This is a genomic window from Sphingomonas faeni, from assembly GCF_023195535.1.
Lineage (GTDB): Bacteria > Pseudomonadota > Alphaproteobacteria > Sphingomonadales > Sphingomonadaceae > Sphingomonas > Sphingomonas faeni_B.
The window spans coordinates 937,317-952,057 of sequence record NZ_JALPNF010000001.1; the positions used below are offsets into that span (position 1 = coordinate 937,317).

Here is a 14,741-nt window from a genome sequence, read left to right on the forward strand (position 1 = left end):
ACTCGGTCGCTACTCAGCACGAACGGAAAGGGGGAACTCCAGCTTGGTGACGCGAGTATCAGGTTACTCCGCGCGCACAGCCTTGGGCCGCCCTATCCACCACAGGCAGTAGATCGCCAGCGCGTACAGGAACCGGCTGTGATCCCGCCTCCCCGCGCGGTGATCCGCAAACACTTTTTCGACCGCACCCGCGCGCCAGATGCCCTGCTCCCGCACGCCGCTGTCGCGCCAGAGCTGCTCCCCATACGCCCCGAAATCGCCCGCGAACCACGCCGCCAGCGGCATCTGGAAGCCCTGTTTCCGCCGGTCGAGAATCCCCTCCGGCAGCCACGGTGCGATGGCCTGCCGGATGACGTATTTACCGATCTTGCCGTGCAGCTTCATGTCCGCGGGCATCGACAGCGCGAGGTCGACCATCCCCTGCCCCAGCATCGGCACGCGCACCTCTAGCGAATGCGCCATGCTCGCGCGGTCGACCTTGGTCAGCATCGCGCCGGGCAGGTTCAGCGCGAGGTCGGCGAGCCCGAACTGCTCAAGCGTGTCGGTCGAGATCGCGTCGGGATCGGGGAAATATTCCGCGACCAGCGCGGCGATCCCGCCCTCCTCCTCGGCGATGAACTCGGCCGAGAAGATTTCGCGGCGGAAGGCTTCGTTCGTAATCTGCGTCTTGGCGAAGAACCGTGCGACGCCATTCGGGAGCGCGGCGCTGCCGGTGGTTTTCCGCCAGCGTTGCAGCACCGCGTTCGCATGGCGTGAGGGCAACGTCGGCACCGCATCCAGCGCCCGCGCCAAGCGACGCAACGGCGCCGGCAGCGCCCCGATCCGCCGCTCGGTCGCATGGCGCTTATACCCGAAGAACAGCTCGTCGCCGCCATCGCCCGACAGCGCGACCTTCACCTCCTGCGCGGCGATCTGGCTGACGTACCAGGTCGGCACCGCCGACGGATCGGCGAACGGCTCGTCGTAACAATGCTGGACCTCGGGCAGCATCGCCTGCGCATCGGCCAGTTCCAGCGTGCGCGTGACATGGTGGCAGCCGAGATGCCGCGCGATCGCCTCGGCATGCGGCGACTCGTCGAAGCGCGGGTCGGGGAAGCCGATCGTGAAGGTGCGGACCGGGCGGTCCGACACCTGCGCCATCGCAGCGACCACCGCGGACGAGTCCACGCCGCCCGACAGAAATGCGCCGACGTCGACGTCCGCGACCATCTGCTTGCCGATCGTGTCGAGCCATTCGTCGCGGAACCGCTCGATCCACTGCGCCTCGGACCGCGGCTCGGCGGGATGATAGGCCGGCGTCCAATAAGCGCGCATCGTCGGCGTACCGGTCGCCTCGACGGTCATCACGTGACCCGGTGGCAGCGTCCGAACCTGCGCGTAGATCGAGCGCGGGGTACGGACATGGCCGAAGCTGAAATAATCGTGGAGCGCACGACGATCGACGTCGAACGCCATGCCGGGCAGCAAGGTCAGCGTCTTCAGTTCAGAGCCGAACGCGAAGCCGGCGCTCTGGTCGGTATAATATAGCGGTTTGATCCCGATCGGATCGCGCGCGAGGATCAGGCGTCGGGCGTGCGTATCCCACACCGCGACCGCGAACATCCCGTCGAGTTTCGCCCACACCTCGTCGCCCCAGCGTTCGTAGCCCGCCAGGATGACCTCGGTATCGCCCGCGCTCTCGAAGATGCGCCCCAACGCCTGCAACTCGCGCCGCAACTCGCGAAAATTGTAGATTTCGCCATTGAACACAAGCGCATAGCGGCCGTCAGGCGAGTGGAACGGCTGGTGCCCGCCCTCGATGTCGATGATGCTCAACCGGCGCATCCCGAAACCGAAATCGCCATCGGTCATCACGCCCTGGTCGTCGGGCCCGCGGTGCAGGATCGCGTCGCACTGCGCGGTCACGAGGCGGGGCGAAACCGCACCGCTACCCCGTGCGTAAAGGCCGGCAATTCCGCAGATGACGAACGATCCCTCGCATGACGGCAGCACCGCCGCCCGAACGCGCGCGGTCTAGGAGCCGCCCGCCGCTTTGTCACCTTTGGGCGCCCCGACCCCTTCTTCACACCTCGCAGCCCCCGAAACCTTGCCGCACCCGCCGTCGCACTCTAGGGGCCGGTCGCAGATGGTTCAGGACCCCGCTCCTTCTCCGGCCCCGGCGGATGCGCCGGCACGTGCCGGCACGACCGGGATTTTCCGGGCGGCGGCGCGCAACCTCGGCTGGCTGCTCGCCAGTCGCAGCGTGCTGGCAATCCTGTCGCTCTTCTATCTCGGGTTCGCGACGCGCACGCTGGGCGTGGTGGACTTCGGCCGGTTCGCGCTGATCTCGGGTGCGGCACAGGCACTGGCGACCTTCGTCGGCTTCCAGACGTGGCAGATCATCGTCCAATATGGTGTCGAGCCGATCCAGCAGGGCGACACGCCGCGGCTGGCGCGCCTGCTCCGGTTGTCGGCGATCCTCGACATCTGCAGTGCGCTGGTCGGTGCCGTGCTGACCGTGGCGATCCTTTTCGCGTGGAGCGACGGCTTCGGCATCCCGCCCGACCTGATGCGCGACACGCTGATGTTCGCGGTGGTGCAGCTGATCACGATCCGCTCCACCCCGCTCGGCATCCTGCGGCTGCGCGACAAATTCTCGCTGTCGGCGGTGGCGGACAGCATGACGCCGATCATGCGCTTCGTCGGCGCGGGCGCGGCGATGATCTTCGAACCGACGATCCGCGGCTTCATGCTCGCCTGGGCGATCGCCGAGATCGTCACCGCCGCGACCTATTGGATCATGGTCGCGCGCAGTGGCGACCTGCGCCTGCTCGCGAGCGGCCGTGGCAGCTGGCAGCAGGTCCGCGACGAGAATCCCGGCATCGTCCGCTTCTCGCTCAGCACCAACGCCAGCGCGACGCTGGGCCTGTCGAGCAAGCAGATCCCGCTGCTGCTGGTCGGTGCGTCGATCGGCCCGGCAGCGGCGGGTGCGTTCCGGCTGGCGACCCAGCTGGCACAGGCGCTGGCGAAACTGTCGCAGATGCTGTCGCGCGCCGCCTTCCCCGAGATCGTCCGCGCGGTGCGGACCGCCGAGCCGTCGCGCCTGCGCCGCATCCTGGTGCGGACGATGCTCGCCAGCACGGCGGCGGCGCTCGTCATCCTCGCGATCGTCGCGCTGGTCGGCGAGCCGATCCTGAAGCTGGTCGGTGGCAAGTCGTTCGGCGGCGCGTATCCGGTACTGTTGTGGCTCGCCGCCGCCGGGTGTTTCGACCTCGCCACGGTCAGCCTCGACACGGTGATGACCGCGCTGCACCGCGCCGGCACGGTGTTCGCGATCCGCGCGGTCGGAGTCGGCCTGCTGTTCGTCGCGGCATTCGTGCTGATGCCCGCCTATGGATCGGCGGGGATCGCCGCGGCGGTCGCCACCGGATCGGTCGCGGTGGCGATCCTGCTGGGGTTCGCAGCGGCCCGGATGACCCGCACGCCGGACGAAGCGCAGCCCGCATAGAGCCCCGGGCGCTTGCGATAAACGCCCTGTTCACGTCGCAAATGTCATCTGCGCGCCGCTCTATCGCCACTATTTTCGGGTCTTAGTCTGCCAATGAACCATGTAATTCTTATGGCGCTGGGTGCGGCCGCCGTGCTCGCGCCGGTCCAGGCGCGCGCCGCCGAGACCTGCGAGGGCACACCGGGCAATGGCAACGCCAAGCTGATCGTCGAGGCGACGACGATGCACAACCATGTCGGCGAAGTCGCCTTCACGGTCTATCCTGACGACAAGAAGCGGTTCCTGGCGAAGGGCGCGAAGCTGGCGCGCGCGCGCGTGTCGGCGGCGAACCCGCGTGCCTGTTTCTGGCTCAAGCCCGGCTATTACGCGATCGCGCAATATCACGACGAGAACAGCGATCATGATTTCAACCGGACGCTGTTCATGCCGAAGGAAGGCTTCGGCTTCTCCAACGACGCGCCGACCTCGATCGGGCTTCCGTCCTTCGAATCGGCCCGTACGGCCCTGCCTGCCTCCGGCACCGTCGTACGGATGAAGATGCGGTATCGCCGATAATATGCTGCCGGACTGCGCCTGACGCGGAACGGAAATCTTGCTGACACAAATTTGTAGCGGTTCTGTACCGTGACGGGTATCTCTATATCGTGGCTGATGCTGTTTCGAACTTCGACGCCTTTGGCAGGCAATCGCTCTCCCCTCCAGTCGCGCCCGCGTGGCTGCCTGAGGGGATGTTCGATTCGGCCGCGTCCGAACGCGCCAGCGTGAACCCCCGCGAGGCAGCCGCGAAGATTCGCACCGGCATCATCTGCAACCCGAAGAGCCATCGCAACCGCAGCAGCGTCGAAGCGACCAAGCCGTTCCTGTCGGGCACGGTGCTGGCCGTTACCCCGCGCACCCAGGCCGAACTGGCCGAGGTGCTGACCGATTTCGCGCGCCACGGCATCGAACTGCTCGTGATCGACGGTGGCGACGGCACGATCCGCGACGTGATGACCGCCGCCGCGCGCGTCTGGACCGGCGCCGCACCGCGCGTCGCGATCGTCCCCTCGGGCAAGACCAATGCGCTCGCGCTCGATCTCGGCATCCCCGATAGCTGGACGCTCGATCAGGCGCTGACCGCGGCGCGGCACGGTCGCGTCAAGCTGCGCAGCCCGGTCGAGGTGATACGCAAGGACAGCGGCGCGAAACTGTGTGGCTTTCTGTTCGGCGCCGGCGCGTTCGTCGATGCCACCGCGCTGGCGCAACGCACCCACCGCGCCGGCGCCTTCAACGGTGTCGCAGTCGGGCTCGCGCTGTGCTGGGCGATCCTGCAGACGCTGTTCGGCGGCGCAAACAGCGCGTGGCGCGCCGGCAACCGGATGCGGATCCGCTTCCAGTCCCGCGGTGACGAGGGCGCGCACGCCGCCGGCAAGCATGCCGACACCGATCGCGCACGCTACATCCTGCTCGCCTCGACGCTGAAGCGCATGCCGATCGGTATCCGTCCGTTCGGCGTACCGCGCGCCGGGCTGAAGACTTTGCTGGTCGATGCGCCGCCGCGCTGGCTCGCCGCCGCGACGCCGCTGATCGTCGCCGGCTCGCCCGCCGCCTGGCTCGACCGCGCGGGCTATCATCGGATCGATACACCGAGCTTCGACCTGTCGATCGACTCGGGCTTTATCCTCGATGGCGAAGTCTATCCCGGCGGCGACCTGACCGTCCGCGAAGCGCGCGCGCTCAGTTTCGTCGTCCCGTGATCACGCTCGGCGACGTCGTCCGCCGCCAGTTGCACGTCCCCACCATCCCCGCGGTCCGCGACGTCTCTGCGATACTCGCCGAGAGCGCGCCCGGGACCGTGGCGGTGCTGTTCTACGGCTCGAACCTGCGCACCGGCGCGACCGAGGGCGTGCTCGATTTCTACGTGCTGACCGCAGGCCCCCCCGAGCGCGGCATGTGGCCGACCGTCAGCTACCGCGAATTCGACCTGCGCGGCGAGACGTTGCGCGCCAAGATCGCCACCATGCGGCTGGCGACCTTTGCCAAGGCGGCGGCGGCGCGGACTCTCGACACGACGATCTGGACGCGGTTCGTGCAACCCTCCGCGCTCGTCTGGGTGCGCGATCCGGATACCGCGGGGCAGGTTGCCGAGGCCATCGCCGACGCGGCCAAGTCCGCCGCGCGCTTTGCCGCCGCGCTCGGCCCCGAGACGGGCACCGCCGACGAGTATTGGCGCGCGCTGTTCCGCCAGACCTATGCCGCCGAACTCCGCGTCGAACGCAAGGGTCGCGAGGGGCAAATCCTCGGCTTCGATCCAGCGCGCTATGCCGAACTCCTCCCGCTCGCCTGGACCGCCGACGGCATCGCCTTCCGCGACGAGGCCGGGATGCTGAAGCCCGACCTGGCGCCGGCACGACGTCGCGCCCTGCTCCAGGCCTGGGCGCGCCGCCGCCGCGCCGGAAAGCCGATCAACATCGCCCGCTTGGTGCGCGCCGCCTTCACCTTCGAGGGCGCCGCCCGCTACGGCATCTGGAAGGTCGAGCGCCACACCGGTGTGGCCGTGCCGCTGACCCCGTGGCGCGAGAAACATCCGATCCTCGCGGCGCCCGGCGTGTTCTGGCGGGTCTGGCGCGCGCGGGCGCAGACCGGAGCCAAGACGGTATGAGCGCCACTGCTGACCAAGGTTTTAGCGCGCTGATCCTTGCCGGATCGCGCGGCGGCGTCGACCCCGTCGCGGCCTATGCCGGCGTCTCACACAAGGCGCTGATCGAACTCGACGGCCAGACCCTGCTCGCGCGCGTCGCCCAGGCGTTGCGCGAGGCGGGTGCAACGCAGATCGCAGTCTCGGTGTCCGACGATGCCGTCCGCGCCGCCGCCATCGCGCTCGGCCTCACCGTCCTGACCGCCGCTTCAGGCCCCAGCCGCAGCGTCCGCGACGGCATCGAGGCACTCGGCACGCCGCTGCTGGTCACTACCGCGGATCACGCGCTGCTCCGACCCGAATGGATCACGCGCTTCCTCGCCGACGCACCCGCGCACGCGGACGTCGCCGCGCTGCTCGCACGCCAGGACGTGATCGAGGCCGCCGCGCCGGGCACCCGCCGCACCTATCTCCGCTTCGCCGATGGCGCCTGGTCGGGGTGCAACCTGTTCCACTTCGCCACCCCCCGATCGGTCGCCGCACTCGATCTGTGGGCGCAGGTCGAGGCGGATCGCAAGCGGCCCTGGCGGATCGTCCGCCGGCTCGGGATCGGCACGCTGGTCCGGTACATGTCCGGTCGCCTGACGCTGGTCGCCGCGCTCGCGCATCTCGGACGTCTCGCCGGCCTCGACGCCGCCGCGGTGGCGACCCCGTTCGGCCTCGCGGCGGTCGATGTCGACAAGCCAGCCGACTTCGACCTCGTGCGAGACCTGATCGCCCGTCCCTGAGGCCGACAGCGCACGACCGGTACCGCACCGCTGACCACGTCATCTTTCGCGGAGAAATTGCCTCAGGCTACCGCTCCCCCCTGTCCCCGAACCGCCGCTTGGTGCAAAGCGCGACGCATGCAGACGCTCGCGCCCCACCCCGCCCCGACCGCCACCAGTTCGCCCGCGATCGGCATCTACGGCAGCGCCGGCCGCATGGGCCGCGCGATCGTCGATGCGATCGAGGCGGCGGGCGCGTCGCTTGCCGGCGGCGTCGATGCCGGCGAAGACCCCGCCCCGCTCGCTCGGACCGCCAACGTGCTGGTCGATTTCTCGACGCCCTCCGCGGTCGAGGCACATCTCGCCGCTGCGCGCGCCGCTGGTACCGCTATCGTGATCGGCACGACCGGCCTGTCGCCGCAGCACCAGTCGATGATCGACGCGGCCGCCGCCGACATCGCGATCCTCCAGACCGGCAACACCTCGCTCGGCGTCACCCTGCTCGGCATCCTGGTGCGCGAGGCCGCCGCGCGGCTCGGCGCCGACTGGGACGTCGAGATCGTCGAGATGCACCACAAGCACAAGGTCGACGCACCGTCGGGCACCGCGCTCCTGCTCGGCGACGCCGCCGCCAAGGGCCGCGGCTCGTCGCTCGCCGAGCTCCGCGTCGACAGCCGCGCAGGCCTGGTCGGCGCGCGCACCGAAGGCACGATCGGCTTCGCCAGCTTGCGTGGCGGATCGGTGATCGGCGACCACAGCGTGATCTTCGCAGGCGAAGGCGAGCGGATCGAACTCAACCACCGCGGCGACGACCGCTCGATCTTCGCACGCGGCGCGGTCCGCGCGGCGATCTGGCTCGCCGGCCAGCCCGCCGGCCGCTACCGGATGGGCGACGTGCTCGGGCTGTAACGCGGTGAAAAAGGCCGACGTCATCGAGTTCTACGCGCGCCTGGCCGAGGCCGACCCGCACCCCGAGACCGAACTCGAATTCGTCAATCCGTACACGCTCGTCGTGGCGGTCGCGCTGTCCGCTCAAGCCACCGACATCGGCGTCAACAAGGCGACGCGCGCCCTCTTCCGCGAGGTCGACACGCCCGAGAAGATGGTCGCGCTCGGGATCGACGAGCTGAAGCGCCACATCAAGACGATCGGGCTGTTCAACACCAAGGCGAAGAACGTCATCGCGCTCTCTCAGATGCTGATCGACGATTACGGCGGCGAAGTCCCGAACGACCGCGCTGCCTTGGAGCGCCTGCCCGGCGTCGGCCGCAAGACCGCCAACGTCGTCCTCAACGTCGCGTTCGGCGCAGAGACCTTCGCGGTCGACACGCACATCTTCCGCGTCGGCAACCGCACCGGCCTCGCCCGCGGCAAGACCCCGCTCGCGGTCGAACTGAAACTCGACAAGGCCACCCCCCAGCCGTTCCGCCTCCACGCGCATCACTGGCTCATCCTGCACGGCCGCTATGTCTGCAAGGCGCGGACGCCCGAATGCTGGCGCTGCATCGTCGCCGACCTCTGCGCCTACAAACCCAAGTCGCCCGCACCGAAGAGCAAATCGGTGACGCCTGTATCACCGGACGCGCTCACCGATCCGACACCCGAAGCGCCGTAAACGCGAAAACGTCTGGCGCGCGCTGTTTCGCTTTGCTAGGCGAGCCATCCGGCACCCGTAGCTCAGCTGGATAGAGCGCTGCCCTCCGAAGGCAGAGGCCACTGGTTCGAATCCAGTCGGGTGCACCACATAAAGTCGCCACTTTCCGACATAATCTAAACTCCGTGTTCCGGTCTTAGTCGGGTTGCATTGTCTCGGCGCGAGCTGCCATCACGTTTTATTCGCCTGTGGTGGGATGTCGGCCTCTCTCTCACATCTTACGACCTTCGCCACCGTTCGAGGCCAAACAGCAAACGCCCTCGCTATCGTAGCGAATGTCTCACCGGCTTTATGGCGCGAGCGAATGCCAAGACCATCATCTGCACTCAGCATGAAGTGAGCGACGCCTTCACCGGTGTGCTATTGTCCTTCTTGCGTGCGACATTTTCCGCGCGGGTCACCCATAGTCGATTCTCTGGCGTGCTGGCGGTTCTAACCCCGCTCTTATCGGCTGCGTCGACGCCTGCCGGGCGCGGGCCATGGAATGCCTCGCACACGAGCGTGTGGCTTACCGTCTCGCGCTGAGCTTGAAATCACAGATCGATCCGCGAAGAGCCGTCGCGATGCCCTCTGGACACCAATGCTCGGGCGGCGGCGATGCGGCCGACCGACGAAGCTTCATAATGATTTTCGGCTCTAGGTATAACGCGCCACTCTTCGCGGGCGATCGCAGCCATGACAGGAAACACCTTACACTTGGTCGAACAGCTGCGGGATGATCCCGACCAAGCTCGTCCGGGAGCGTCCCTTCGATGACAAGCCGATCTTTTCGGAGGATCAGGTGTGGATATCGCACTATCGGACGCGTGCTGCGTGCCGCCACCGCGCTCGCCGCGGGCGCAGGCGGCGGGCGGTGATCCACGCGTCCGTCGCGCTCGGCGTGGTCAAGGCCCTGGTCCGGACGCCCGAGCTCGCAAAATACCGCACGCTGCCAGACCGGCAAAAGGCGGGCTCCGGGCGATCGAAATCGTCCTGATCGTCTCACCGACGATACGGGTTCGATGACGCTGCGGTGCGCGGCGGTCACGCGCGCGCCGGCCGCGGCGGCGCGCATTTCGGCGCCATTCCGCCTCTGGATCGCATGGACATTCCGCGTGAATACGTATGTGCGACGCTTGGTTTCGCGCCCCAGCGTCCGCACAGCGCAGGACACGAACATGGCCGGCACCAGATCGCCCATGCGACGACGGAGGGGAAGTGCATGTCGAGGCTCGCCACGAAATCCACGATGATCTTGGCGATGGCGTTCGCCGCGCCACAGGCGGTTGCCAGCCCCCCGCCCGCCAATTCCCCGCCCGCCAATTCCCCGCCCGCCAACTCCGCGCCCGCCAATCTCCCAAAGACGACCGACTACCGCGCGCGTCTGCCGCAGGACGAGGTCATTTATTTCCTGCTTCCCGATCGCTTCGAGAACGGCGATCCTGCCAACGACCGCGGCGGGCTGAAGGGTGGCCCGACGGTTACCGGCTTCGATCCCACCGCAAAGGGCTATTTCCACGGTGGCGATCTCAAAGGCCTGACCCGGCGGCTGGACTATATCCAGAGCCTGGGTGCGACCGCGATCTGGGTCGGCCCGGTCTTCAAGAACAAGCCCGTTCAGGGCGGTCCGGGCCATCAATCGGCCGGCTATCACGGCTATTGGATCACCGACTTCACGCAGATCGATCCGCATCTCGGCACCAACGCCGATTTCGCGGCGCTGGTCGCGGCGGCGCATGGCCGGGGGATGAAGGTCTATATGGACATCATCGTCAACCATACGGCCGATGTGATCCAGTACCGCGAATGTGTCGGCGCGCGCGAATGTCCCTATCGCAGCCGGGCCGATTATCCGTACCAGCGCCGGCTCGGCCCGAACGGCGCACCGATCAATCCCGGTTTTGCCGGAGACGACGTCCGCACTGCCGACAACTTCGCCAGGCTCACCCGCAACGACTATGCGTACACCCCGTTCGTGCCCGCCGGCGAGCGCGACGTGAAGACCCCCGCATGGCTCAACGACATGCGCTATTATCATAATCGCGGCGACACGACCTATCGCAACGAGAGTTCGACGATGGGCGATTTCGTCGGTCTCGACGATCTGATGACCGAGAACCCGCGCGTCGTGTCCGGAATGATCGACATCTTCGGCGACTGGATCGATCGCTACGGCATCGACGGCTTCCGCATCGACACGGCGCGCCATGTGAACCCCGAATTCTGGGCCGCGTTCGTTCCCGCGATGCAGGCTCGCGCCGCCGCGAAGAACATTCCCAATTTCCACATCTTCGGCGAAGTTTCCGATCACGAGGTGCGTCCGGCGGTGCTGGCGCAACACACGATCGTCGACAAGCTGCCTGCGGTGCTCGACTTCTCGTTCCGGCAGGCGATCGTCGAGACGGTTGCGGGCACCCGCGGCACCGATGCGTTCGAGGCGCTGTTCGACGGCGACGCGTTGTATGCCCGTGGCTTCGACACCGCGGTGACGCTGCCGACCTTCACCGGCAATCACGATGACGGTCGGTTCGCGACGTTCGTGCGCAAGGCCTTTCCGAACGCAGGCGACGACGAAGTGCTCTCGCGGGTCATGCTGTCCAACGCAATGCTGTTGACGCTGCGCGGGGTGCCGACGATCTATTCGGGCGACGAACAAGGCTTCGTCAGCGACGGCAACGACCAGGATGCCCGCGAGGACATGTTCGCCAGCAAGGTCGCCGTGTACAACGACAACCGTTTGCTCGGTACCGACAGCACCACCGCCACGGCCCATTTCGGCCAGGACAATCCGCTGTTTCGCCAGACCGCTGCGCTGGCCCGGTTGCGCACCGTCACGCCGGCCCTCACCCGCGGGAAACAGGTGTTGCGGGCACGCGAAGAAGCACCGGGCCTGCTCGCGATTTCGCGGTTCGATCCCGGTACCCAGGCAGAGGTCCTGCTGGCCTTCAACACCTCGACGACCGCGATTACCAGGACCGTGGAAATCGGCGTCGGTGCGACGGCCGCCCGGACGCTCGCCGGCAAGGGCTGCGGCACGGTCGTGGCTCCCGGCAGCTTTTCCGTCACGCTCCCCCCGCTCGGCTATGCGGTCTGCGCGTTGGCCACGTCGCGCTGACAGAACGGATATGCCCGCGGCGATGGCGGCGGCAACGGTCGCGTCCGATTGAGGGAGATCAACTTCGTACGAGATCCCGGAGATCGGCATTCGACCGGTGTTGTAGCGTAGGATCGAACCGTTCATGCGGCGGGCGCCTGTACGCGGCGATACGGATGCTACGGAGACCATCATGAGAATAGCGATCGTTGGTGCCGGCATTGCCGGTCTGTCCTGCGCGGTGCGCCTGCAGGATGCCGGCCACGACGTCACGCTGTTCGACAAGGGCCGCGGCGCAGGTGGCCGGATGTCGACACGCCGGGTGGAGACATCCGCTGGCGACGCTGCATTCGATCATGGCGCGCAGTATCTGACGGCACGCGATCCGGCCTTCGTCGAGGCTATCGACGAATGGAGGGTGGCCGGCGTGGTCGCGCGCTGGCCGGCGGCTGGAGACGACGCCTGGGTCGGCACGCCAGGCATGAACGCGATCGTCAAGCATCTCGCTGACCACGCTGACGTTCATTGGCAGCACAGGGTCACCGCGATCCGCAGCGACGATTCAGGGTGGCATGTCGACCTGTCCGTTGACGATGCGCCCCAGACCGGCGGCTCATCCAAGACCGGCACCGCCTCGACTGACGTGTCGACAACCACCCCCGTCACGACCGCGTCGTTCGACGCCGTCGTCATCGCCGTTCCCGCCGAACAGGCGGCGCCCTTGTTGGCCGATCATGATCCGGCAATGGCGGCCCAGGCGGAGGCCTGTCATTCCTCGCCGAACTGGACCGCGATGCTCGGCTTTGCCGAACGCCTGGCGATACCCGACGACGTCATCAGGCATGCCGGTATCATCGGCTGGGCAGCACGCAACACCGCCAAGCCGGGTCGCAGCGGTCCCGAGGCGTGGGTGGTCCAGGCCACGCCGGAGTGGTCGACGACCCATCTGGAAGACACCGCCGACAGCGTCGTCGATCGGCTGCTCGCGGCGTTGGCGGATTACGTCGAAGGCCCGATGCCGGAACCGATCGTCCGAACGGGCCATCGCTGGCGCTACGCGCGTGCGACCCCTGCAGCCAGTGCTACCCCTGCCGCCGGTACCAGCGCTGACGACCATGGTGCGTTATGGAACGCCGAAGCCAGGCTTGGCGTGGCGGGCGATTGGCTGCTTGCGCCGCGGATCGAAAGCGCGTGGCTGTCCGGCCGCATGCTCGCCGACCGAATCCTGGCAGGCTAGATCGGCGAGCTAGGTCGCCAGGCTAGGTCACCTGCGGCGATACCGGTGGCCGGTCGACCCGCTGTTCTAGCCGCCTTTCCAACCACCGCGACAGCAGCAAGTGCGGCAAGGCGACGGCCGCAAGCAACTGGAATGCCTGCGCCGTGGTATCGGCAGGTAATCCGTCGGTTTGCGATGCGAATATCAGCCACCCGCCGATCGCGAGTGCGGACATGACCGCCCCCGTCGCCAGCCACCGCGTCCTTGGCATATCAGCCAGCAGCACGCGGGCGGCGGTAAGATGGCGTGGCGAGTGCAGGAACACGAAGAAGAGCGCGAAGCTCATGACCGGGGGCACGACGATCAGGACCATGATCGCGGACGCCGTCGCTGCCGCCCACTCGCGTGCACCCTCGCGCCAGGCCGCTCCGATTCCGACGATGGTCACCAGCAAGGCGACGGGCGCGACCGCGATCATCGCGCGCGCGATCAATTCACCGCTCGGACTGCCCGCCATACTGACGAAAAGCTGTGCGACGGTGACGGGATGGCCGATCGCGGGCGCCGCGAGGATCGCGGTGCCGGCCGCTATCTTGAGCAATGGCTCGTCGAGCATCGTCCAGTCCTCGCCGAAATGGATGGCCGCGACCGCCAGGAACAGGACCAGCGCGGCTATCGGTACGATCAGCCACAGGACGGCCATCGCGGACGCGACCCCGATATAGGCCAGTATCGCGAGCCCCAGCCCGCTTCCGCGAAGACGGGTCGAACGGGTGAGCAGCGCGATGTCGTAGGCGCCGTGGGGCATGCCACCGGCGAGAAATACCACGGTCGCAACCATCGTTGCGACAGGCCCGTCGAGCGGTAGGCCCGCGGCGAACGCGGTGACCAGATACGCGCCGGCGATCCAGAATGCGGCAGGCACGGCATCGCCGCGCCCGATATGGACGCGGCGAGGGTGTAGGCTCGTGGCAGCGATCGTCATGCGTCGCGCTTCGTGGCGATCACTCGGCGTAGGCCACCGGGCCATGCGCTTCGACCTGCGACTTGCGTACCGAGATCATGTAGATCAGGACGCCAACGCCGGCCTTCGCGACGATGTCTGCGATGGTGTAGCCAAGCTGAATCACGGTCGTTGCGGAAGCACCCGTCAATCCGGCGAAGGGCGCCATGTAGACGATCGGATAAAAACCCCAGGACGCGAAGGTCAACAGGCGTGCGCGACGGATCAGGCCGCGTGCCGCGACCGGCTGTTGCTCGATCGAGTCGCCCAGCCCGCGGAACAGTTCCCAGACGATGTAGACGAAGGGGATCGACGACAGCGTACCCCAAAGGGCGCGGGTCGGAATATCGGTCGAGATCTCGCCGGGATACCCGAGAACGATCATGAGTGCGGCGGCGGAACCGAGGCGAACCGCCTTCGACGACGTCTGTTCAGGGGACAGGCGCATCACGAGGACGAGTTCGATCAGCAGCAACGGCACGGTCAGCAGCCAGTCGACGTAGCGATAGGCGTCGTTGAACGCGATACCCGTGGTTGCGATCAGGCCGTCTTTGAACGAATAGGCCTCGTTCCAACTCTCGAAGATGCGCAGATAATGATAGGCCGCGATCGCGGTCACCAACCCGGAGATCGTGAGCGCGGTGCGATACGCCGGCGCGACCTGCGACCGACTGAGCCAGAGAAAGGCGGTTGCCGCGGCCATCGTCGCAAAGGTGAACGAGAACGCATTGTAGACCAGCGAGAACTGGAACGGGGTTATGATATCCATCGGGATCTCCATCGCCTTGCTGCGCCGGGCTTGCTACGGTGGCATGCCGGGCTAGTTGCGGGCGACGCGAGCCGATGATCGCACCGGCTCGGGGTCACCCGAGGATGGCGCCACAGCGACCTTGAAGGGTATCGGAGGGAGTTCCACCCAGGCCC

At 67.3% G+C, this 14,741-nt stretch carries 13 protein-coding genes and 1 tRNA gene; 11 read left to right on the forward strand and 3 right to left on the reverse strand.

The features are described 5' to 3' along the window. Positions 1 to 63: 63 nt before the first annotated feature. Positions 64 to 1,992: an asparagine synthase (glutamine-hydrolyzing) gene (gene asnB, locus SPHN_RS03900; protein WP_248521271.1), complete on the reverse strand. Its 1,929-nt coding sequence runs from the start codon at positions 1,990 to 1,992 to the stop codon at positions 64 to 66. Between the two features lie 133 nt (positions 1,993 to 2,125). Here asnB and SPHN_RS03905 point away from each other — a divergent pair, with 133 nt between their 5' ends. The 11 genes from SPHN_RS03905 to SPHN_RS03955 all read left to right on the forward strand — a co-directional run bounded on the left by SPHN_RS03905 (position 2,126) and on the right by SPHN_RS03955 (position 12,835). Then, entirely contained in the window at positions 2,126 to 3,487 is a 1,362-nt protein-coding gene (locus tag SPHN_RS03905; RefSeq protein WP_248521273.1) for a lipopolysaccharide biosynthesis protein, read from the forward strand. Between the two features lie 93 nt (positions 3,488 to 3,580). Continuing rightward, positions 3,581 to 4,042 carry a DUF2141 domain-containing protein gene (locus SPHN_RS03910; RefSeq protein WP_248521275.1) on the forward strand — a complete coding sequence of 154 codons (462 nt, stop codon included), beginning with the start codon at positions 3,581 to 3,583 and terminating at the stop codon, positions 4,040 to 4,042. Positions 4,043 to 4,131: 89 nt separating this feature from the next. Next, positions 4,132 to 5,223 (forward strand): diacylglycerol/lipid kinase family protein, encoded by a 1,092-nt coding sequence (locus tag SPHN_RS03915; RefSeq protein WP_248521277.1) that lies wholly within the window; start codon positions 4,132 to 4,134, stop codon positions 5,221 to 5,223. Beyond that, positions 5,220 to 6,128, forward strand: coding sequence for a hypothetical protein (locus SPHN_RS03920; RefSeq protein ID WP_248521279.1), 909 nt, complete (start codon positions 5,220 to 5,222; stop codon positions 6,126 to 6,128). The genes SPHN_RS03915 and SPHN_RS03920 overlap by 4 nt, the downstream gene beginning before the upstream one ends. After that, complete coding sequence (locus tag SPHN_RS03925; protein WP_248521281.1) at positions 6,125 to 6,892, forward strand: nucleotidyltransferase family protein; 768 nt, start codon at positions 6,125 to 6,127, stop codon at positions 6,890 to 6,892. Before SPHN_RS03920 ends, SPHN_RS03925 begins: the two co-directional genes overlap by 4 nt. Positions 6,893 to 7,009: 117 nt before the next feature. Then, positions 7,010 to 7,780 (forward strand): 4-hydroxy-tetrahydrodipicolinate reductase, encoded by a 771-nt coding sequence (dapB, locus tag SPHN_RS03930; RefSeq protein ID WP_187502701.1) that lies wholly within the window; start codon positions 7,010 to 7,012, stop codon positions 7,778 to 7,780. Positions 7,781 to 7,784: 4 nt separating this feature from the next. Beyond that, entirely contained in the window at positions 7,785 to 8,486 is a 702-nt protein-coding gene (gene nth / locus SPHN_RS03935; RefSeq protein WP_248521283.1) for an endonuclease III, read from the forward strand. Between the two features lie 51 nt (positions 8,487 to 8,537). Then, a tRNA-Arg gene (locus tag SPHN_RS03940) sits at positions 8,538 to 8,614 on the forward strand. Between the two features lie 626 nt (positions 8,615 to 9,240). Then, positions 9,241 to 9,501 carry a hypothetical protein gene (locus SPHN_RS03945; RefSeq protein WP_248521285.1) on the forward strand — a complete coding sequence of 87 codons (261 nt, stop codon included), beginning with the start codon at positions 9,241 to 9,243 and terminating at the stop codon, positions 9,499 to 9,501. A gap of 225 nt (positions 9,502 to 9,726) precedes the next feature. After that, the gene (locus SPHN_RS03950) at positions 9,727 to 11,619 is read left to right on the forward strand and encodes an alpha-amylase family glycosyl hydrolase (RefSeq protein ID WP_248521287.1); all 1,893 of its coding nucleotides are present in this window, start codon (positions 9,727 to 9,729) and stop codon (positions 11,617 to 11,619) included. Between the two features lie 172 nt (positions 11,620 to 11,791). Next, entirely contained in the window at positions 11,792 to 12,835 is a 1,044-nt protein-coding gene (locus SPHN_RS03955) for an NAD(P)/FAD-dependent oxidoreductase (RefSeq protein WP_248521289.1), read from the forward strand. A gap of 22 nt (positions 12,836 to 12,857) precedes the next feature. Here the strand turns inward: SPHN_RS03955 and SPHN_RS03960 are convergent, their stop codons facing one another. Together SPHN_RS03960 and SPHN_RS03965 are read right to left on the reverse strand one after the other, a co-directional pair. After that, positions 12,858 to 13,799, reverse strand: coding sequence for a Brp/Blh family beta-carotene 15,15'-dioxygenase (locus SPHN_RS03960; protein WP_248521290.1), 942 nt, complete (start codon positions 13,797 to 13,799; stop codon positions 12,858 to 12,860). Between the two features lie 19 nt (positions 13,800 to 13,818). Then, complete coding sequence (locus tag SPHN_RS03965) at positions 13,819 to 14,586, reverse strand: bacteriorhodopsin-like (protein ID WP_248521291.1); 768 nt, start codon at positions 14,584 to 14,586, stop codon at positions 13,819 to 13,821. Between the last annotated feature and the right edge of the window lie 155 nt (positions 14,587 to 14,741).